The sequence below is a fragment of the Streptomyces sp. NPDC107528 genome (assembly GCF_055639295.1).
Genome location: NZ_JBVKAV010000003.1, coordinates 679,922 through 698,749 on the forward strand (window position 1 = coordinate 679,922; position 18,828 = coordinate 698,749).

General features: G+C 70.5%; 14 protein-coding genes. 10 read left to right on the forward strand and 4 right to left on the reverse strand.

Annotated features, from left to right (window positions below):
• Positions 1-4: 4 nt before the first annotated feature.
• Positions 5-793: an IclR family transcriptional regulator gene (locus ACZ7L5_RS12885; protein ID WP_471516630.1), complete on the forward strand. Its 789-nt coding sequence runs from the start codon at positions 5-7 to the stop codon at positions 791-793.
• 177 nt (positions 794-970) lie between these two features.
• On the opposite strand, the gene ACZ7L5_RS12890 is transcribed toward ACZ7L5_RS12885, so the two are convergent.
• Positions 971-1,258, reverse strand: a complete 288-nt coding sequence (locus ACZ7L5_RS12890; RefSeq protein WP_471516631.1) for a DUF1905 domain-containing protein — start codon at positions 1,256-1,258, stop codon at positions 971-973.
• A gap of 104 nt (positions 1,259-1,362) precedes the next feature.
• Positions 1,363-2,250: a helix-turn-helix transcriptional regulator gene (locus ACZ7L5_RS12895; RefSeq protein ID WP_471516758.1), complete on the reverse strand. Its 888-nt coding sequence runs from the start codon at positions 2,248-2,250 to the stop codon at positions 1,363-1,365.
• Between the two features lie 186 nt (positions 2,251-2,436).
• On the opposite strand from ACZ7L5_RS12895, the gene tkt reads away from it, so the two are divergent.
• The 9 genes from tkt to ACZ7L5_RS12940 all read left to right on the forward strand — a co-directional run bounded on the left by tkt (position 2,437) and on the right by ACZ7L5_RS12940 (position 15,906).
• Positions 2,437-4,512 (forward strand): transketolase, encoded by a 2,076-nt coding sequence (tkt, locus tag ACZ7L5_RS12900; RefSeq protein ID WP_471516632.1) that lies wholly within the window; start codon positions 2,437-2,439, stop codon positions 4,510-4,512.
• Positions 4,513-4,531: 19 nt separating this feature from the next.
• Positions 4,532-5,704, forward strand: a complete 1,173-nt coding sequence (gene tal, locus ACZ7L5_RS12905; protein WP_471516633.1) for a transaldolase — start codon at positions 4,532-4,534, stop codon at positions 5,702-5,704.
• The gene (zwf, locus tag ACZ7L5_RS12910) at positions 5,701-7,242 is read left to right on the forward strand and encodes a glucose-6-phosphate dehydrogenase (protein WP_471516634.1); all 1,542 of its coding nucleotides are present in this window, start codon (positions 5,701-5,703) and stop codon (positions 7,240-7,242) included. The genes tal and zwf overlap by 4 nt, the downstream gene beginning before the upstream one ends.
• Positions 7,239-8,174 carry a glucose-6-phosphate dehydrogenase assembly protein OpcA gene (opcA, locus tag ACZ7L5_RS12915; protein ID WP_471516635.1) on the forward strand — a complete coding sequence of 312 codons (936 nt, stop codon included), beginning with the start codon at positions 7,239-7,241 and terminating at the stop codon, positions 8,172-8,174. The genes zwf and opcA overlap by 4 nt, the downstream gene beginning before the upstream one ends.
• A gap of 4 nt (positions 8,175-8,178) precedes the next feature.
• Positions 8,179-9,861 carry a glucose-6-phosphate isomerase gene (gene pgi, locus ACZ7L5_RS12920; protein WP_471516759.1) on the forward strand — a complete coding sequence of 561 codons (1,683 nt, stop codon included), beginning with the start codon at positions 8,179-8,181 and terminating at the stop codon, positions 9,859-9,861.
• Between the two features lies 1 nt (position 9,862).
• Positions 9,863-10,741 (forward strand): phosphogluconate dehydrogenase (NAD(+)-dependent, decarboxylating), encoded by an 879-nt coding sequence (gene gnd / locus ACZ7L5_RS12925; protein WP_471516636.1) that lies wholly within the window; start codon positions 9,863-9,865, stop codon positions 10,739-10,741.
• A 6-nt stretch (positions 10,742-10,747) separates the two neighbouring features.
• Positions 10,748-11,335, forward strand: a complete 588-nt coding sequence (locus ACZ7L5_RS12930; protein WP_471516637.1) for a histidine phosphatase family protein — start codon at positions 10,748-10,750, stop codon at positions 11,333-11,335.
• A 123-nt stretch (positions 11,336-11,458) separates the two neighbouring features.
• Positions 11,459-14,317: a peroxidase family protein gene (locus ACZ7L5_RS12935; RefSeq protein ID WP_471516638.1), complete on the forward strand. Its 2,859-nt coding sequence runs from the start codon at positions 11,459-11,461 to the stop codon at positions 14,315-14,317.
• A 122-nt stretch (positions 14,318-14,439) separates the two neighbouring features.
• Entirely contained in the window at positions 14,440-15,906 is a 1,467-nt protein-coding gene (locus ACZ7L5_RS12940; protein WP_471516639.1) for a membrane-associated oxidoreductase, read from the forward strand.
• A gap of 26 nt (positions 15,907-15,932) precedes the next feature.
• Here ACZ7L5_RS12940 and ACZ7L5_RS12945 read toward each other — a convergent pair whose 3' ends face one another.
• A complete protein-coding gene (locus ACZ7L5_RS12945; RefSeq protein ID WP_471516640.1) occupies positions 15,933-17,774 on the reverse strand; it encodes a bifunctional sugar phosphate isomerase/epimerase/4-hydroxyphenylpyruvate dioxygenase family protein in 1,842 nt (613 codons plus the stop codon).
• Positions 17,775-17,833: 59 nt separating this feature from the next.
• Complete coding sequence (locus tag ACZ7L5_RS12950) at positions 17,834-18,721, reverse strand: shikimate dehydrogenase (protein WP_471516641.1); 888 nt, start codon at positions 18,719-18,721, stop codon at positions 17,834-17,836.
• Between the last annotated feature and the right edge of the window lie 107 nt (positions 18,722-18,828).

Here is an 18,828-nt window from a genome sequence, read left to right on the forward strand (position 1 = left end):
GCCGATGACCGCCGACGCCGTACCGTCCTTGTCGGTCAAAGGGGCGCGTTCCGCGCCCGACCGCCTGCTGTCCGTGCTCGGGGCCTTCGACCTCGAGCATCCGGCGCTGTGTCTGACGGACATCAGCCGACGGGCCGGGCTGAGCCTGACCACCGCGCACCGGCTCGTGACCGCGCTCAGCGAGTGGGGCGCCCTGGAGCGGGACGAGTCCGGTCTTTACCACGTCGGTCTGCGGCTGTGGGAGCTCGCGGCACTCGCGCCGCGCGGCCCGGCGCTGCGGCAGATCGCACTGCCGTACCTGGAGGACCTGTACGAAGCCACGCACGAGAACGTGCAGTTGGCCGTCCAGGACGGGCCCGAGGTCGTCTACATCGAGTGGCTGTCGGGACGCTCCGCGGTCGGCGTCCACATTCGCGTCGGGGCCCGCTGGCCGCTGCACGCCACCGGGGTCGGCCTCGCGCTGCTCGCGCACAGCGACCCGGAGTTCCAGGACGAGTACCTCGCCGGGCCGCTCACCTCCTTCACGCCGTACACCGTCACCGACCCCGCCCGTCTGCGCCGCATGCTGGCCGACGTCCGCCGCACCGGGGTGGCCGTGAGCAGCCGCCAGGTCACCGACGACGCCCTGTCGGTCGCCGCACCGATCCGCGGCCCGGGCGGCACGATCGCCGCAGCCGTGTCCGTGGTCGTACCCCAGGCCGACGCACAGGTTCCGGTACTGGCGCCGGCGGTACGCCTGGCGGCGCGGGGGATCTCACGGGCATTGGGCTGGCAGCCCGAGACGGGGGCGTAGGGGTCGCGGTGCGGGGCGGCGGATATCCCTCTCGCCGGTGAGGACGAGGCGGGAGGTCGCTCGACCCGCCATGGACCACGAGTTGTTCATCCTGGCCCGGATGCGTGAGGCGAGGGAGCACCCCCGGCACCCGAGCCGTCCATGCCGACGACCGCCTGCGTCACGGCAGCCCCGGCCCTACAAGCGGACGGTCATCTCCACGCTCACCTCGTCACCGGCCCCGATCTGCTGCGGCTTGCGTACCGCGTTCTTGAGCGGCAGCAGATAGCCGCCGTCCTTGGGGAAGAGGGATGTCTCGAAGACGACCTCGCCGATCCGGGCCTCGACCGGGATGACGCCCCAGCCGTACGTGGCCATCGCGGCCACCTCGCGGATGTCGGCGGATTCCTCGTCCGGCACCCTCAGGAAGTAGTACGGCGCCGGGCCGCGCCATTCGATGACCCGGCCGGTGAAGACGAGTTCCACGGAGTCAGTCCCTCTCCTGTTGAGCGGCCGAGGACGGCCATTCCCGTATTCAAAGGGTGAACTCGACTGTGACGGAAGGGTTTTCTGGCAGAACCAGCGGAGCGTCACAGGTCTGCTCGAAACGCCGCCGGCGTCAGCTCCGTGTGCTGATGGAAGAACTTGGAGAAGTTCGCGGCGTCCGGAAAACCGACGGCCGCCCCGATCCGCCCGATCGGCATGTCCGTGTGGGCCAGAAGCCGCTTCGCCTCCAGGACCACGCGCTTGTCGATGAAGCCCTTGGGCGTCTCCCCGGTGGCGGCGCGGACCGCGCGGACGAGGGTGCGGCGGGAGTACCCGAGCTGGTCGGCGTAGGCGCTGACGCTGTGGTTGGTGGCGAAGCCCCGCTCCACCGCGTCCCGGAAGAGCGTGAACGTCGTGTCGGCCTGTCGGCGCGCGGCCTCCGCCGAACTGGCGGCGAGGTGTGCCAGGCGCAGGAGGAACGCCGTGAGGGAGTGCCGCAGGACCGACGTGTGCAGGCTCAGGGGAAGGGTCGTCGTGTCCTCGTACTCGCGCTGGAGTTGGGCGAGGGCCGAACGGAGGCCGGTGAGCTGGGCCTCACCGGGGTGGAGCAGGGGCGGGAGGTCGTAGCGGTACAGGCCGGTGGCCTCGACCGTGGCGCGGGGCAGGAAACCCGGCTGCATGGTCAGGACGGTTCCCCGGTAGGCGCCCGCCGTCGAGAAGCGGTGGACCTGGCCGGGGCGGATCCACAGCAGATCGCCGGCCTGCGCCTCGTACTCGGCGAAGTCGATCATGTGGTGTACGGGGCCCTCGTCGAACAGCATCACGACGTGGAAGTCGATGCGGTGCACTCGCTCCAGCGGTGCGTCGGCGGCGTGCCAGGTGCGGCCGGCACCCATGGGGCCGACCTGCATGCCGACGCCGAGGACGCTCAGATCGACGGGGAACGGAAACGTCCGTATCGCGTCGCCGCCTTGAACCCCTGTGTCCACCATGCCCGCCATGTCCGTCTCGTGCCGTCTCAGCCGTGCGGGCCCCTCGCTCAGCCGTGCGCCGCGCCCGTCGCGGTGTCCCACTTTCACCACAGCCTGACACACCTCGACCTTCCCTCATAAAAGTCAGACTTTTAGTTTTGAAGGCGTTGGACCAGCCACTTCGCTCCGATCGAGGACTTTTTGAAGATGAGCACGCAGACACCGGACAGCTTCGAATGGACCGAACTCGACCGGCGTGCCGTCGACACCGCCCGTCTTTTGGCGGCGGATGCCGTGCAGCGAGTCGGTAACGGCCACCCCGGCACCGCCATGAGCCTCGCCCCGGCCGCGTACACGATCTTTCAGAAGGTGATGCGTCACGACCCCGCCGACCCCGAGTGGACCGGCCGGGACCGTTTCGTGCTCTCCCCCGGCCACACCTCGCTGACCCTCTACACCCAGCTCTTCCTCGCCGGGTACGAGCTGGAGCTCGACGACCTCAAGTCCTTCCGGACCCAGGGTTCGAAGACGCCGGGTCACCCCGAGTACGGGCACACGGCCGGCGTCGAGACGACGACCGGCCCGCTGGGTCAGGGTGTCGCCAACGCGGTCGGCATGGCGATGGCCGCCCGCTACGAGCGCGGTCTGTTCGACCCGGAGGCGCCCGAGGGCGAGTCCCCGTTCGACCACACGATCTGGGCGATCGTCTCCGACGGTGACCTGGAGGAGGGCGTCTCCGCCGAGGCCTCCTCCCTCGCCGGCCACCAGAGGCTCGGCAACCTGGTCTTCCTCTACGACGACAACCACATCTCCATCGAGGGCGACACGGCGACCGCCTTCTCCGAGGACGTGCTGAAGCGGTACGAGGCGTACGGCTGGCACGTGCAGCGGATCGAGCCGGAGCTGGGCGGCGACATCGACGTCCACGCGCTGTACGCGGCGCTCAGGGCGGCGCAGGCCGAGACCGAGCGTCCCTCGATCATCGCGATGCGCACGGTCATCGCCTGGCCCGCCCCGAACGCGCAGAACACCGAGGCCTCCCACGGCTCGGCGCTGGGCGCGGAGGAGATCGCCGCCACCAAGCGCATCCTCGGCTTCGACCCCGAGCAGTCCTTCGAGGTCGCGGACGAAGTCCTCGCCCACGCCCGGCGCGCCCTCGACCGGGGCGCCGAGGCGCACGCGGCCTGGGACAAGCAGCTCGGCACGTGGCGCGCCGCCAACCCCGAGCGCGCCCAGCTGTTCGACCGGATCGTCGCCGGTCAGCTGCCCGAGGGCTGGGAGTCCTCGATCCCGGTCTTCGAGGAGGGCAAGTCGGTCGCCACCCGCGCCGCGTCCGGCAAGGTGCTCCAGGCCGTCGGCGCCGTCGTCCCCGAGCTGTGGGGCGGCTCGGCCGACCTGGCCGGCTCGAACAACACGACCATCGACAAAACGAGTTCCTTCCTGCCGAAGGGCAACCCGCTGCCCGAGGCCGACCCCTACGGCCGTACGGTCCACTTCGGCATCCGCGAGTTCTCGATGGCCGCGGAGATGAACGGCATCGCGCTGCACGGCAACACCCGTATCTACGGCGGCACCTTCCTGGTGTTCTCCGACTACATGCGCAACGCCGTCCGCATGTCGGCCCTGATGCAGCTGCCGGTGACGTACGTCTGGACGCACGACTCGATCGGCCTCGGCGAGGACGGCCCCACCCACCAGCCGGTCGAGCACTTGGCGTCGCTGCGCGCCATCCCGGGCCTGAACATCGTCCGCCCCGCCGACGCCAACGAGACCGCCATCGCCTGGGCCGAGATCCTCAGGCGGCACTCCACCAGCCCGGCCCCGCACGGGCTCGCCCTCACCCGCCAGGGGGTGCCGACGTACGCACCCAACTCCGATGCGGCGAAGGGTGGTTACGTGCTTGAGGAGTCCTCCACCGAGGCGCCCGAGGTGATCCTCGTCGCCACCGGTTCCGAGGTCCAGGTCGCCGTCGCCGCGCGGGAGCGGTTGGAGGCCGACGGGATCGGTACCCGTGTCGTCTCGATGCCGTCCGTCGAGTGGTTCGAGGAGCAGCCCCGTGAGTACCGCGAGAGGGTCCTGCCGCCGGCCGTGAAGGCGCGGGTCGCCGTCGAGGCCGGGATCGGGCTCACCTGGTACCGGTTCGTCGGCGACGCGGGACGCATCGTCTCCTTGGAGCACTTCGGTGCCTCCGCCGACGCGAAGACCCTGTTCGCCGAGTACGGCTTCACCCCCGAGAACGTCGCTGCCGCAGCCAGGGAATCGCTGGCCGCCGCGCGTGGTTGATCCGACCGCCAGAAAGAAGATGAACACTGTGAGCACCGAAGCCACCGCGACCGCGGGAGCCCTCAAGCGCCTTGCCGACGAAGGCGTCTCGATCTGGCTGGACGACCTGTCGCGCAAGCGGATCGAGTCGGGCAACCTCGCCGAGCTGATCGCGAACAAGAACGTCGTGGGCGTCACCACCAACCCGTCCATCTTCCAGGCCGCCATCGGCTCCGGTGAGGGCTACGAGGAACAGCTCGCCGACCTCGCGGTGCGCGGCGTCACGGTCGACGAGGCCGTGCGCATGATGACGACCGCCGACGTCCGCGCTGCCGCCGACATCCTGCGGCCCGTGTACGACGCGACGGAGGGCCGGGACGGCCGGGTATCCATCGAGGTCGACCCGCGTCTCGCCCACGACACGACGGCCACGATCGCCGAGGCACGGCAGCTCGCCTGGCTGGTGGGCCGCCCCAACGTGATGATCAAGATCCCGGCGACCAAGGCCGGGCTGCCCGCCATCACCGAGGTCATCGCCCAGGGCATCAGCGTCAACGTCACGCTGATCTTCTCCCTGGAGCGCTATCGCGAGGTCATGGACGCCTACCTCGCCGGTCTGGAGAAGGCCGCCGCGAAGGGCCTCGACCTTTCCGCCATCCACTCCGTGGCGTCCTTCTTCGTCTCCCGCGTCGACTCCGAGATCGACAAGCGGCTCGCGGCGATCGGCACGGACGCGGCCCTCGCGCTCAAGGGCCGGGCGGCGCTCGCCAAGGCGCGGCTCGCCTACGAGGCCTACGAGCATTGGTTCGGCTCTGCCGACAATTCGACACGCTCCGGTGACCGCTGGACCGCCCTCGGCGGTGCCCGGGCCAACAAGCAGCGTCCGCTGTGGGCCTCGACCGGCGTGAAGGACCCGGCGTACAAGGACACCCTGTACGTGGACGATCTGGTCGCGCCGGGCACCGTCAACACCATGCCCGAGGCCACCCTGAACGCCACCGCCGACCACGGCGTCATCGCCGGAGACACGGTGAGCGGCGGCTACGCACAGGCCCGTGCCGACCTGGCCGCGGTGGAGGCGCTCGGCATCTCCTACGACGAGGTGGTCACCCGCTTGGAGGACGAGGGCGTCGCCAAGTTCGAGGTGGCGTGGCAGGACCTGTTGGACGCCGTGCAGAAGTCGCTCGGCAGCAAGGGAGCTGACGCAGAATGACCACCGACCGGGACTGGGACTGGGACAACCCCCTGCGCGACCCGCGCGACCGCCGTCTGCCCCGGATCGCGGGCCCGTCCGGGCTCGTCATCTTCGGCGTGACCGGCGATCTGTCCCGCAAGAAGCTGATGCCGGCCGTGTACGACCTCGCCAACCGCGGCATGCTGCCGCCGGGCTTCTCACTCGTCGGGTTCGCCCGCCGGGACTGGGAGGACCAGGACTTCGCGCAGGTCGTGCACGACTCGGTGCGCGAGCACGCCCGTACGGAGTTCCGCGAGGAGGTCTGGCAGCAGCTTGCCGAGGGCATGCGGTTCATCCCGGGTGACTTCGACGACGACGAGGCGTTCAAGCAGCTGCGCCAGACGGTCGACGAGCTGGACACGGCCCGCGGTACGAGCGGCAACTACGCCTTCTACCTCTCCGTACCGCCGAAGTTCTTCCCGAAGGTCGTGCAGCAGCTGAAGAAGCACGGCCTGGCGGACGCCCCGGAGGGGTCCTGGCGGCGGGCGGTCATCGAGAAGCCGTTCGGCCACGATCTCGCGAGCGCCCGCGAGCTCAACGCGATCGTGCACGACGTGTTCGACCCGGAGCAGGTCTTCCGGATCGACCACTACCTGGGCAAGGAGACCGTCCAGAACATCCTGGCGCTGCGGTTCGCCAACCAGATGTTCGAGCCGATCTGGAACCGGTCGTACGTCGACCATGTGCAGATCACGATGGCCGAGGACATCGGCATCGGCGGCCGGGCGGGCTACTACGACGGCATCGGCTCGGCGCGCGACGTCATCCAGAACCACCTGCTCCAGCTGATGGCGCTGACCGCGATGGAGGAGCCGGCCGCCTTCGACGCCGGGTCGCTGCTCACCGAGAAGCTGAAGGTGCTCAAGGCCGTCAAGCTGCCGGCGGACCTGGGCAGGCACACCGTGCGCGGGCAGTACGCGGCGAGCTGGCAGGGGGGCGAGCAGGTCGCCGGGTACCTCCAGGAGGACGGCATCGACGCGCGGTCGAAGACCGACACGTACGCCGCCGTCAGGCTGAACGTCGACAACCGGCGCTGGGCGGGTGTGCCGTTCTACCTGCGCACCGGCAAGCGGCTCGGGCGGCGGGTCACCGAGATCGCGGTCGTCTTCCAGCGGGCGCCGCACTCACCGTTCGACTCGACCGCCACCGAGGAGCTCGGCCAGAACGCGATCGTGATCCGCGTCCAGCCGGACGAGGGCGTGACGGTCCGCTTCGGCTCCAAGGTGCCGGGCACGTCCATGGAGATCCGGGACGTGACGATGGACTTCGCGTACGGCGAGTCGTTCACGGAGTCCAGCCCGGAGGCCTACGAGCGGCTCATCCTGGATGTCCTCCTCGGTGACGCCAATTTGTTCCCCCGTCACCAGGAAGTGGAAGAGTCCTGGAAGATCCTCGACCCGATCGAGGCGTACTGGGACACGCACGGCAAGCCGGCGCAGTACGCGTCCGGGAGCTGGGGACCCGAGGAAGCCGACGAGATGCTCGCACGAGACGGACGGAGCTGGCGCAGGCCATGAAGATCGACCTGAGCGACACCACGGCAAGCAAGATCAACAAGGCGCTGGTGAAGGGCCGCCGCGCGATCGGCACGCCGGCCGTGGGCATGGTCCTGACGATGGTCATCGTCACGGACGAGGAGAACGCCTACGACTCGATCAAGGCGGCCGAGGAGGCTTCCCACGAGCACCCGGCGCGCACCCTGGTGGTCATCAAGCGGCACGCCCGCACCCCGCGCGACCGCACCCGCTCGCACCTGGACGCCGAGGTCCGGGTCGGCGCCGACGCAGGCACCGGTGAGACGGTCGTGCTGCGCACGTACGGCGAGGTGTCCGACCACGCCGACTCGGTGGTGCTGCCGCTGCTGCTGCCGGACGCGCCGGTCGTGGTGTGGTGGCCGGTGGAGGCGCCGGAGAACCCCGCGAAGGATCCGCTGGGAGCGCTGGCGCAGCGCCGGATCACCGATCTGTACACCACCGAGAACCCGCAGGCCGAGTTGGAGGCCCGCGCGCGCTCCTACGCGCCCGGCGACACCGACCTCGCCTGGACCCGGCTCACCCCGTGGCGCTCCATGCTCGCCGCGGCCCTGGACCAGGCCCGGGTACCGATCATCTCGGCAGCCGTGGAGGCCGAGGCCGACAACCCGGCCGCCGAACTGCTCGCCCGCTGGCTGGAGGCCCGCCTCCACGTCACCGCCGAGCGGGTCGTCACCGCCGGCCCGGTCGTCACCGGCGTGCGCCTGGGCACCGAGAGCGGGGAGATCGTCATCGACCGCCCCGAGGGCCCGCTGGCCACGCTGACCCTGCCGGACCAGCCGCCGCGCACCCTCGCGCTGAAGGTCCGCACCACCTCCGAACTCATCGCCGAGGAGCTCAGGCGCCTCGACGCGGACGAGATGTACGCCGTCGCCCTGCGGGGCGAGGCCACCAAGGAGACCCCTGACCATGTCTGACCCGCTGTCCGACACACCCCGTCTCACTCAGCGCCCCGAATGGGCGGCCCTGGAGGACCACCGCGAGGACGCGCTGCAGCGCCCGCGGCTGCGTGAGCTGTTCGCGGCCGACCCCTCCCGCGCGGAGCGGTACGTCGTACGCGTCGGTGATCTGCGCATCGACTACTCCAAGCACCTGATCAACGACGAGACGCTCGCCCTGCTCCAGGAACTGGCCGCGGCCACCGACGTGTTCGGGCTGCGCGACGCGATGTTCCGCGGCGAGAGGATCAACGTCACCGAGGACCGTGCGGTGCTGCACACCGCGCTGCGGGCGCCGCGGGACGCGGTGGTCGACGTGGACGGCGAGAACGTCGTGCCCAAGGTGCACGCGGTGCTCGACAGGATGGGCGACTTCGCCGAGCGCGTCCGCTCCGGCGCGTGGACCGGCCACACCGGCCGCCGGATCCGCAACGTCGTCAACATCGGCATCGGCGGCTCCGACCTCGGTCCGGCGATGGCGTACGACGCCCTTCGCCCGTTCACCGCACGGGAGTTGACGCTCCGGTTCGTGTCGAACGTCGACGGCGCGGACCTCCATGAGGCGGTGCGGGACCTGGACCCGGCCGAGACGCTGTTCATCGTCGCCTCCAAGACGTTCACCACCATCGAGACGATCACCAACGCCACGTCGGCCCGTTCCTGGCTGCTGGCCGGGCTCGGCGGCGAGGACAAGGCGGTCGCCAAGCACTTCGTCGCGCTGTCGACCAACGCCGAGAAGGTCACGGACTTCGGCATCGACCCGGACAACATGTTCGAGTTCTGGGACTGGGTCGGCGGCCGCTACTCCTACGACTCGGCGATCGGCCTGTCCCTGATGATCGCCATCGGCCCGGACCGCTTCCGGGAGATGCTCGACGGCTTCCACACCGTCGACGAGCACTTCCGCACCGCACCCGCCGAGGCCAACGCCCCGCTGATCATGGGCCTGCTGGGCATCTGGTACGGCAACTTCTGCGCCGCGGAGTCCCATGCGGTGCTGCCGTACTCGCACTACCTGTCGAAGTTCACGGCCTATCTCCAGCAGCTGGACATGGAATCCAACGGCAAGTCGGTGGACCGGAACGGCGAGGTCGTGGGCTGGACGACCGGGCCGGTGGTCTGGGGCACGCCCGGCACCAACGGGCAGCACGCCTACTACCAGCTGATCCACCAGGGCACCCGGCTGATCCCGGCCGACCTGATCGGGTTCGCCCGGCCGGTCGCCGAGCTGAGTGACGAGCTCAAGGCGCAGCACGACCTGTTGATGGCGAACCTGTTCGCCCAGGGCCAGGCGCTGGCCTTCGGCAAGACCGCGGACGAGGTGCGCGCCGAGGGTGTGCCCGAGGAGCAGGTCCCGCACCGCACCTTCCTCGGCAACCACCCCACCACCACGATCCTCGCCCCCGAGCTGACCCCGTCGGTCCTCGGCCAGCTGGTCGCCCTCTACGAGCACAAGGTGTTCGTCCAGGGCGCCGTCTGGAACATCGACTCCTTCGACCAGTGGGGTGTCGAGCTGGGCAAGGTCCTCGCCAAGCGTGTCGAGCCCGCTCTCACCGAAGGGGCCGAGGTCCCCGGTCTCGATCCGTCCACGGCCGCCCTCGTGGCCGCGTACCGCTCGCTCAAGAACGCATCGGACGCGCAGGGCGTCCAGGAGGAAGTGAACTGACATGCAGATCGGTCTTGTTGGTCTCGGCAAGATGGGCGGCAACATGCGCGAGCGTCTGCGCAACGCCGGCCACACCGTCGTCGGCTACGACACCAACCCCGAAGTGTCCGACGTCGCGAGCCTGGCCGACCTCGTCGACCAGCTCGACGCGCCGCGCACGGTCTGGGTCATGGTCCCGGCCGGCCACCCCACCCAGCTCGTGATCGACCAGCTGGGCAGCCTCCTCAAGCCCTACGACACGGTGGTCGACGGGGGCAACTCCCGCTGGACGGACGACGAGCAGCATGCCAAGGAGCTGGCCGCGCACGGCATCGGCTTCGTCGACGCCGGCGTGTCCGGCGGCGTGTGGGGTCTGAAGAACGGCTACGCGCTGATGGTCGGCGGCGAGAAGGAGTACGTCGACCGGCTCAAGCCGATCTTCGAGGCGCTCAAGCCGGAGGGGCCGTACGGCTACGTCCACGCGGGCAAGGTGGGCGCCGGGCACTTCGCGAAGATGGTTCACAACGGCATCGAGTACGCCATGATGCAGGCCTACGCCGAGGGCTGGGAGCTGCTGGAGAAGGTCGAGTCCGTGGACAACGTCCGGGAGGTCTTCCGCTCCTGGCAGGACGGCACGGTCATCCGGTCCTGGCTGCTGGACCTCGCGGTGAACGCCCTCGACGAGGACGAGCACCTGGAGAAGCTGAAGGGCTTCGCGCAGGACTCCGGCGAGGGCCGCTGGACCGTCGAGGCGGCCATCGACCACGCGGTGCCGCTGCCGGCGATCACCACCTCGCTGTTCGCCCGGTTTGCTTCCCGCCAGGACGACTCCCCGCAGATGAAGATGATCGCGGCGCTGCGCAACCAGTTCGGCGGGCACGCCGTCGAGTCGAAGGAGTAGCGCTCAGTGGGGGATCTCCTTCTGGTCCGCCACGGTGAGACGCAGTGGAGCAGGTCGGGACAGCACACCAGCTTCACCGACCTGCCCCTCACCCAGGACGGCGAGGAACAGGCCAAGTCCCTGGCTCCGCTGCTGTCCGGCCGGACCTTCTCACTGGCGCTGACCAGCCCGCTGCGGCGCGCCGTACGCACGGCCGAACTGGCGGGCGTGTCGGGGGCCGTACCGGACTCTGATCTGCACGAGTGGGACTACGGCGGCTACGAGGGCGTCACCACGGTCGACATCCACCGCTCCCGCCCCCACTGGTCCCTGTGGACCGACGGAGTGCCGCCCGGACCGGACGGTCACCCCGGTGAGTCACCGGCCGAGGTGGGGGCACGGGCCGACCGGGTGCTGGCACGGGTGGACGTGGCGCTGCTGGACGGCGATGTCATCCTCGTGGCGCACGGTCACTTCCTGCGTGTCGTCACGGCCAGGCGACTGGGCCTCGCGCCGGCTGACGGGCGGCTGTTTCAGCTGGCGACGGCCACGGTGAGCCGCCTGTCGACGGAGCACGGGCGGCCCGTGATCGCGGACTGGAACATCAGGGCCTAGACCGACGAAGGACCGGGCCGCATCCACCGCAGGCGTCAACCTCGCGTCAACTGCGGATGCGGCCCGGTGGGCTTCCTGGGATCCTGAGGTCCCCGTACGCAGTCGTACGAAGGAAGACCTTTGATGGCCGAGTCCGGGCAGCACGAGCAGCGCTACGAACGGTACGAGGGCGGCAGTCCCGAGGCGGAACGCACGGTGTTCGAGCGGCTGGCGCGTGAGCTGATGGACGTGCAGGTCAGGAACCGCCGGGCCGGGGGCGGGGAGGTCACTCGCACCTTCCACGCCAAGGCGCCGCTGGCCGTCGAGAACGCACGGCTGCGCTTCCACGACGACCTCCCGGCAGCCCTGCGGGTGGGGTTCGCCCAGCCGGGCGCCGAGTATCCGGCCACAGTACGGCTGTCCAACGCGAGCGGCATCCGGCAGGGCGACGGCTCGCCGGATCTGCGCGGGGCGGCGGTGCGTGTACGGGTGTCGCAGGAGGAGAGCCACGATCTGCTGGCGACCGGCCATCCGGTCTCGCACGCCCGCAACGCCCGGGAGTTCGTGGCCTTCGCCAAGGCGATGGCGGGTGCCCGCAGTCCGGTGCAGAAGGCGTTCGGACTGTTCGTGAAGCTGCCGCTCGCCGTGGGGCTCGGCACCGCCAACCGGATGCGGCGCAATGTGCAGGCCGCCGCCAAGCACACCGTCGACTCGCTCGCCCACGAGACGTACTGGAGCCGGGGCGCGATGCTGTGGGGCGACGCGGGGCCGGTGCGGTTCCTGTTCCGTCCCGCGCCGGGCACCCCGCCGGGGCCCGCGCCGGACCGTCGGGACCCGGACTTCCTGCACCGTGAGTTCGCCCGCCGGCTGGCGCGGGGCGACGTCGAGTACGACCTGTGCGTGCAGCGGTTCGTGGACGAGCGGCACACCCCGGTCGAGGACGCGTCGGTGGAATGGCAGGACGGGGTGGCGCCCGCGCTTCCGGTCGCCCGGCTCACCATCCCCGGCCAGGACCTGGACACCGCCGAGGCGCGTGCGATCGCCCGCCGCATCGAGGACCTGAGCTTCAACCCCTGGTACACGACAGAGGAGTTCAGACCGCTCGGCAACATCAACCGGGCCCGCAAGGCGGCATACCAGGCATCCAGCGCGCACCGGCTCGGCCTGCGGTTCGTCACCGAGGAGCCGGTCCGCAACAAGGTCCTCGGGCGTCCCCTCGAACCGGCTTTCGCGCTGCTCAACCAGTACGTGCCCTGGCACCGGCTGCCGACGCGGCTGAGCCTGCTGAACCTCGTGTTCCTGCGCAAGGTACTGCGCCGGCTGAACCTGATCGACACCGAGCCGCGCGAGGCGCCGCCCCGCGCACAGCCGGTGCCCGAGCCGGTCCCGGAACGGCTGCGCGACGAGCGGTCGTACGACGGGACGTACAACGATCTGTCGGACCCGGGCATGGGCGCCGTCGGCGCGGCCTTCGGCCGCAATCTGGAGCCGGTCTTCCGTCCCGACCTCTTCGACACCCCGAACCCGGTCACGGTCAGCCGCCAACTCCTGTACCGCGAGAGCTTCCTGCCCGCGACCTCGCTGAACGTGCTGGCCGCGGCCTGGATCCAGTTCCAGGTGCACGACTGGGTCAACCACCGGCGCCACCGGCCGGGTGAGCGCAGTGTCGAGGTGCCGTTGCCGCCCGGCAGCGGACCGTGGCACAACACGCCCGGCGGGCCCGGCGAGGACGTGATGCGGTTCGCGGAGAACCAGGGCATCGAGGCGTCGGGCGGCCCGCCGATCCTGTTCGCCAACACCGCCTCGCACTGGTGGGACGGCTCCGAGGTGTACGGCGCCGACGAGCAGACCGCGCGCTTCCTGCGCGAGGCCGAGGGTCGTGCCGAACTCCGCCTGGAGGACGGTCACTTGCCGAACGGAGGCAACGGCGGGATTCCGCTGACGGGCTTCAACGACAGCTGGTGGATGGGGCTCAGCGCCATGCACACGCTGTTCGCGCGGGAGCACAACGCGGTGTGTGCCGCGCTGCGCGCCGAGTATCCGAGGATGAGCGAGGAGCGGATCTACCAGAGGGCCCGCCTGGTGGTCTCGGCGCTGATCGCGAAGATCCACACCGTGGAGTGGACGCCGGCGATCCTCGCCACCGAGGCGATCGACATCGCCCTGCACACCAACTGGCAGGGCCCGCCCAGGAACTGGCTGAACCAGCTCGGACTGTGGCTGTTCGAGTCGCACTCACTGACCGGCATTCCGAAGACCCTGCCGGACCACCACATCGCGCCGTACTCCCTCACCGAGGACTTCGTCACCGTCTACCGCATGCACCCGCTGATCCCCGACGACTTCGAGCTGCGCGAGCATCAACTCGGGCAGCGTCTGGAGACGGTGGGCTTCCTGGACATCCAGGGCGGCGCGGCCGAGGCGCGGATCCGCAAGACGGGGCTCGCGAACGCCTTGTACTCGTTCGGTGTCGCCCACCCCGGCGCGATCACGCTGCACAACTTCCCGCGCTCCTTGCAGCAGTTCGAACGCGAGGGCGAGATCATCGACCTGTCGGTGGTGGACCTGGTCCGGACCCGGCGGCGCGGGGTCCCGCGCTACAACGACTTCCGGGAAGGGCTGCACAAGCCGCGCCTGCGGTCCTTCGAGGAGCTGACGGAGAACGCCGAGACGCTGGCGCGGCTGAAGGACGTGTACCGCTCGGTCGACGAGATCGACACCGTCGTAGGGCTGTTCGGGGAGAATCCGCCGACGGGGTTCGGCTTCAGCGACACCGCGTTCCGGGTGTTCATCCTGATGGCGAGCCGACGTCTGCAGTCCGACCGCTTCCTCACCGTCGACTACCGGCCCGAGGTCTACACGCCGCTGGGCATCGACTGGGTCGAGAGGGGCGGCCTGAACTCCGTGATCCTGCGGCACTGCCCGGAGCTTGCGGCACTGCTGCCGCGCGGGGCGAGCGCGTTCGCGCCCTGGCGGGCGGTACGGCCGGCGAGTGGCTCTTGAACAAGGCAGTGACTCTTGAACAAGCAGAGACTCTTGAACACGGCTGTGGTTCTTCCTGAACGAGCCAGGTGGAAGCGGCGGTGAGTTGACAGGTTCGGCGGCCGGCGTCAGAGTCCCGGCTGATGGAGATCAACGATCTGACACCGGCCGAGCGCGCCGTATGGGAGGCCTTTCCCAAAGGCACTGCTGTGGACTTCCGCGGTGCGGAGGACGAGGGCGCTGCCGAGGGCGCCGACTGGGGACCCCAACGGACCGTCCGCGCCACGGTGTTGCGGGCTCTGCTGCTCGACGGCCCGACCCAGAGCGGTGAGGTGGCCGCCCTCAAGGTGGCGGGCGCGCGGATCACCGGTGTGCTGGATCTGCGGTACGCGACGGTGGACAGCATCGTGCGTCTCAGTCACTGCCACTTCGAGGACGTGCCCGATCTGTCCGGCGCCCAGCTGAAGTACCTCAATCTGACCGGGTCCCAGCTGCCCGGTCTGGCGTCCGCGCGGGTTCGGGTCGACGGTGGGCTGCGGCTGATGGGCTGCCGGTTCGGAGGACCGGTACGGCTCGGCGGGGCCCAGATCGCCGGGGCACTGTACCTGGAGGGGACCGAGGTCACCGCGCCGACGGGGACCGAGGATCCGGTCCTCCAGCTCCACCAGGTGACCGTCGGGGAGGACCTGTGCGCGACCCGGCTGCGCACCCGCGGTGAGATCCGGCTGAACGGCGCCACGATCAGCGGCTCGCTCCGGCTGGAGAACGCCGAGCTCCGTCATCCCGAGGGCTTCGTCCTGAGCGCCGAGGCCCTCGAAGTGGGCGCCAACGTCCTGGGCAGACGCCTGAGCACGCGAGGCCGCATCGACCTGCGGGGTGCCCGCATTCCCGGTCGACTCGACCTGCTGTACAGCAGGCTGTCCAATCCCGGCGGCACCGCGATGCGGGCGAGCAGCTGTGTCATCGGCGAGGTGTGGCTGCGCGGGGGCACCCCGATGGAAGGCAGGCTCAACCTGCGCCGCTCGCAGGTGGAGCACCTCAACCTGGATCCGGAGATGCTCCCGGACCAGGTCCGCCTCCTCGACCTCACCTACACGTCCCTGACGCCGCATGTGTCGCCCGAGCTTCGGCTGCCCATGCTGGAGCGGGACGAGGACACGTTCGACCCGCACGGATACGAGCAGTTGACCGCCGCTTACCGCCGTACCGGCGACGAGGACGGCGCCCGCCTCGTCCAGCTGGCCAGACAGCGCCGCCACCGCACCACGCTCCCCTGGTACGGACGCCTGTGGGGTCATGTCCAGGACGCCACCGTCGGCTACGGCTTCCGCCCGATGCGCGCGCTGGGCTGGCTGCTGTCCCTGCTCGCCGTCGGGTCCGTCGCGTTCGCGCTGCACACGCCGCCGCCCCTGAAGGCGGACGAGGCACCGCAGTTCAACCCGGTCTTCTACACGCTCGACCTGTTGCTGCCGGTGATCTCCTTCGGGCAGGAACCCGCCTTCGCGCCGGAGGGCGGGCAGCAGGCCCTGGCGTACGCCCTCGTCCTCACCGGCTGGATCCTCGCCACGACGGTCATCGCCGGCGTGACACGGACCGTCAGTCGGCAGTAGGCCACCGCGGTCCCGCCGTCAGGCCGTCACTGCTGCGCGATGTGCTGCGCGGCCAGCCGCACAGGCGCGTTCTGGGCGCCGTAACCCCGGTAGCCGTCCCGCTGCACCAGCTCGAAGAAGACGCGGCCGACCGTCACGGTGTAGCAGTGCCGGAACTCCCCCTGCGCGTCGCGGTCGTAGAGGATGCCCAGCTCGCGATACGTCTCCAGGTCGCCGTCCGCGAACTCGTACCGTGCGGCCAGGTCGTCGTAGTAGTTGGCGGGGATCGGCAGCAGCCGGCCGCCCGACTCCCGGAAGCGGCGGGCCGCGGCGACCACGTCGTCCGTGGCGAGCGCGATGTGCTGGGCGTGCACGGTGTCGTCCGTGGGTGCCGCGCCGACGCTCAGGGCGATACGGACGCTGCCGTCGGCGTTGGTGACGGCGCGGCTGCGCATGAGTCCGTACGGGTCGGCGACGTCGACGCTCTCCTGGGGGTGCAGGCCGAGGACGCTGTGGTGAAAGAGGGTCGCCTCGTCGAAGTGGTGCCAGGGCTGGACGAGGGCGAGGTGGTCGATGCGGGTCACTCCCCGGACCCGCGTGCCCTGCCCGGCGACTGCCGTGCCCTGCTCGGCGTGCCCCGTGCCCTGCCCGGCTTTGGCTGTGCCGGTGAAGTCGGCGCGCCAGTTGGGCAGTTCGGGCCGGTCCGTCGCGCAGAAGAAGAGTTCCGTGCCGTCGGGGGCCGCGACCGCGTCCAGCGGGGCGTCCTCCGGAGCGCGGCGGCGGGGCAGGACCGGGGCCAGGAGGGCCTCGGCGCGGTGGGCGGCGCCCGTCGGGTCCGGGGACTCCAGGCCGATCGCGGCGAGGCCGGTGCCGTCCCGGCGTGCCGAGCCCTGGGTGGTGACCAGGATCCGGGCCTCGCCCTGCTGCCAGAGGTGGACCGGCTTGCTGCGGTGCCGTGCGGTGCGGGTGAAGCCGAGGGCGCCCAGGACGGCCGAGACAGGTCCGGCGTCCGGCGTGACGAGTTCGGCGAAGGCGACGCCGGTGGGGACGACGGGCGCGGGCGGCGTGGTCCGGCCGACCTCCTCCTGGAGGACCAGCAGGGAACGCAGGGCGTCCACGGCGGTCGGGCCGGCCTCGGCCTGGCGGAAGACGTCGTTGAAGACCTCCAGGGACAGCGGGCCGTCGTATCCCGTGTGCAGGACGTGGCGTACCAGCCCGGCGACGTCGAAGCCGCCCTGGCCGGGGAAGCAGCGGTAGTGGCGGCTCCACTGCAGGACGTCCATGGCGAGCAGCGGGGCGTCGGCGAGCTGGAGGAAGAAGATCTTCTCGCCGGGGATGTCCGCGATCTCTTCGAGGTCCTTGGGGTCCGAGGTGCGCGAGAGGATGTGGAAGCTGTCCAGGCAGGTGCCGAGCGCGGGGTGGCCGGCGGCCTCGACGATGCGCCAGGCGTGGTCGTACGTGTTGACGTGCCGTCCCCAGGCGAGCGCCTCGTAGGCGACGCGGATGCCGAAGTCCTGGGAGAGGTCCGCGAGTTGACCCAGCTGCTCGGCGGCGAGCGCGTCGTCGTCCACCGCGCGCGGGTGCACGCTGGAGCAGACGAGGACGGTGTCGGCGCCCAGCCGCCGCATCAGCTCGAACTTGTGCCGGGCGCGACGCAGGTTGCGGGCGAACTCGTCGGCGGGCACGGCCTCGATGTCCCGCATCGGCTGGTAGAGGTCGATGGTCAGACCGAGGTCGGCGCAACGGGCGCGGACCTCCTCGGGGGTGAGGGGGCTGGCCAGCAGGTCGTTCTCGAAGATCTCCACACCGTCGAAGCCGGCCCGGGAGGCGGCCGTGAGCTTCTCGGTGAGGGATCCGCTGAGGGAGACGGTGGCGATGGACGTACGCATGCCGGTACCTCTTCTCCTGGCTCTTCCTGTTCGCCTGGCTCTTCCTGTTCGCCTGGCTCTTACTGGCTCGGGGTTCCCACGGCGTCCGCCAGCTCGGCGATGTCCGCGAGCATGCGCGCGCTGTCGGGCTCGCGTCCGGTGAACAGGCGGAAGGCGTCGGCGGCCTGGAAGACGGCCATGCCGCCGCCGTCGAGAGTGGCGCACCCGAGCGAGCGTGCCGTGCGCAGCAGTTCCGTCTCCAGCGGGCGGTAGACGACCTCGGCGACCCACAGCCCCGGGTGCAGCAGCTCCGCCGGCAGGGGCAGCCCGGGGTGGGCGGCCATGCCGGTGGGGGTGGCGTGCACGAGGCCGTCGGCGTGGGTCAGCAGCGCGGGCAGCGCGTCGAGGGCGGCGCCGGCCGCGCGGCCCGCGCCGAAGTGCCGGTTCAGGGCGGCGGCGAGACCAGCGGCACGGTCGGCCAGCGCGTCGACCACGGTGACGCGCTCGGCGCCGAGGGTCAGCATGGCGTGCGCGACGGCCGCTCCCGCGCCCCCGGCGCCGAGCTGCACGACCCGCTCCAGCGGTACGTCGGGCAGGCCCCGGGCGAAGGAGGCCGCGAAGCCGGTGACGTCCGTGTTGTGGCCGACGGACCGGCCGTCCTCTAGGACGACGGTGTTGACCGCGCCGAGTGCCTCGGCTTGCGGGGCGAGCGCGTCCAGGTGCTCGATGACGAGCTGCTTGCACGGGTGCGTGATGTTGAGCCCGTCGAAGCCCAGGTCGCGTGCCGCCCGCAGCAGGTCGCCCACCGCCTCCGGCGGGACGCCGAGCCCTTCGATGTCGATGAGCCGGTACAGATAGCGCAGGCCCAGCCGGTCGGCCTCCCTCTCGTGCAGTGCAGGGCTGAGCGACGGACCGATGCCGGAGCCGATCAGCCCGACGAGATACGAGTCCTTGGCGTCCTTGGCCACCGGGGACCTCCTGAGCGGCTCACTAATGTACGAACTGGTGAGTTAGTAATAGCAGGCGAACCGGAGCTTGGGAAGACCTGGCCCGGCGCACGCAGCGATCGGGCTTC

What these genes read in the sequence shown, in the direction of transcription:
- tkt (WP_471516632.1), top strand. Translation starts at nt 2,437, where the DNA reads ATGAGCACGCAGACACCGGACAGCTTCGAATGGACCGAACTCGACCGG.
- ACZ7L5_RS12945 (WP_471516640.1), bottom strand. Translation starts at nt 17,774, where the DNA reads ATGCGTACGTCCATCGCCACCGTCTCCCTCAGCGGATCCCTCACCGAG.
- ACZ7L5_RS12895 (WP_471516758.1), bottom strand. Translation starts at nt 2,250, where the DNA reads ATGGTGGACACAGGGGTTCAAGGCGGCGACGCGATACGGACGTTTCCG.
- zwf (WP_471516634.1), top strand. Translation starts at nt 5,701, where the DNA reads ATGACCACCGACCGGGACTGGGACTGGGACAACCCCCTGCGCGACCCG.
- gnd (WP_471516636.1), top strand. Translation starts at nt 9,863, where the DNA reads ATGCAGATCGGTCTTGTTGGTCTCGGCAAGATGGGCGGCAACATGCGC.
- tal (WP_471516633.1), top strand. Translation starts at nt 4,532, where the DNA reads ATGAACACTGTGAGCACCGAAGCCACCGCGACCGCGGGAGCCCTCAAG.
- ACZ7L5_RS12940 (WP_471516639.1), top strand. Translation starts at nt 14,440, where the DNA reads ATGGAGATCAACGATCTGACACCGGCCGAGCGCGCCGTATGGGAGGCC.
- ACZ7L5_RS12885 (WP_471516630.1), top strand. Translation starts at nt 5, where the DNA reads ATGACCGCCGACGCCGTACCGTCCTTGTCGGTCAAAGGGGCGCGTTCC.
- opcA (WP_471516635.1), top strand. Translation starts at nt 7,239, where the DNA reads ATGAAGATCGACCTGAGCGACACCACGGCAAGCAAGATCAACAAGGCG.
- ACZ7L5_RS12935 (WP_471516638.1), top strand. Translation starts at nt 11,459, where the DNA reads ATGGCCGAGTCCGGGCAGCACGAGCAGCGCTACGAACGGTACGAGGGC.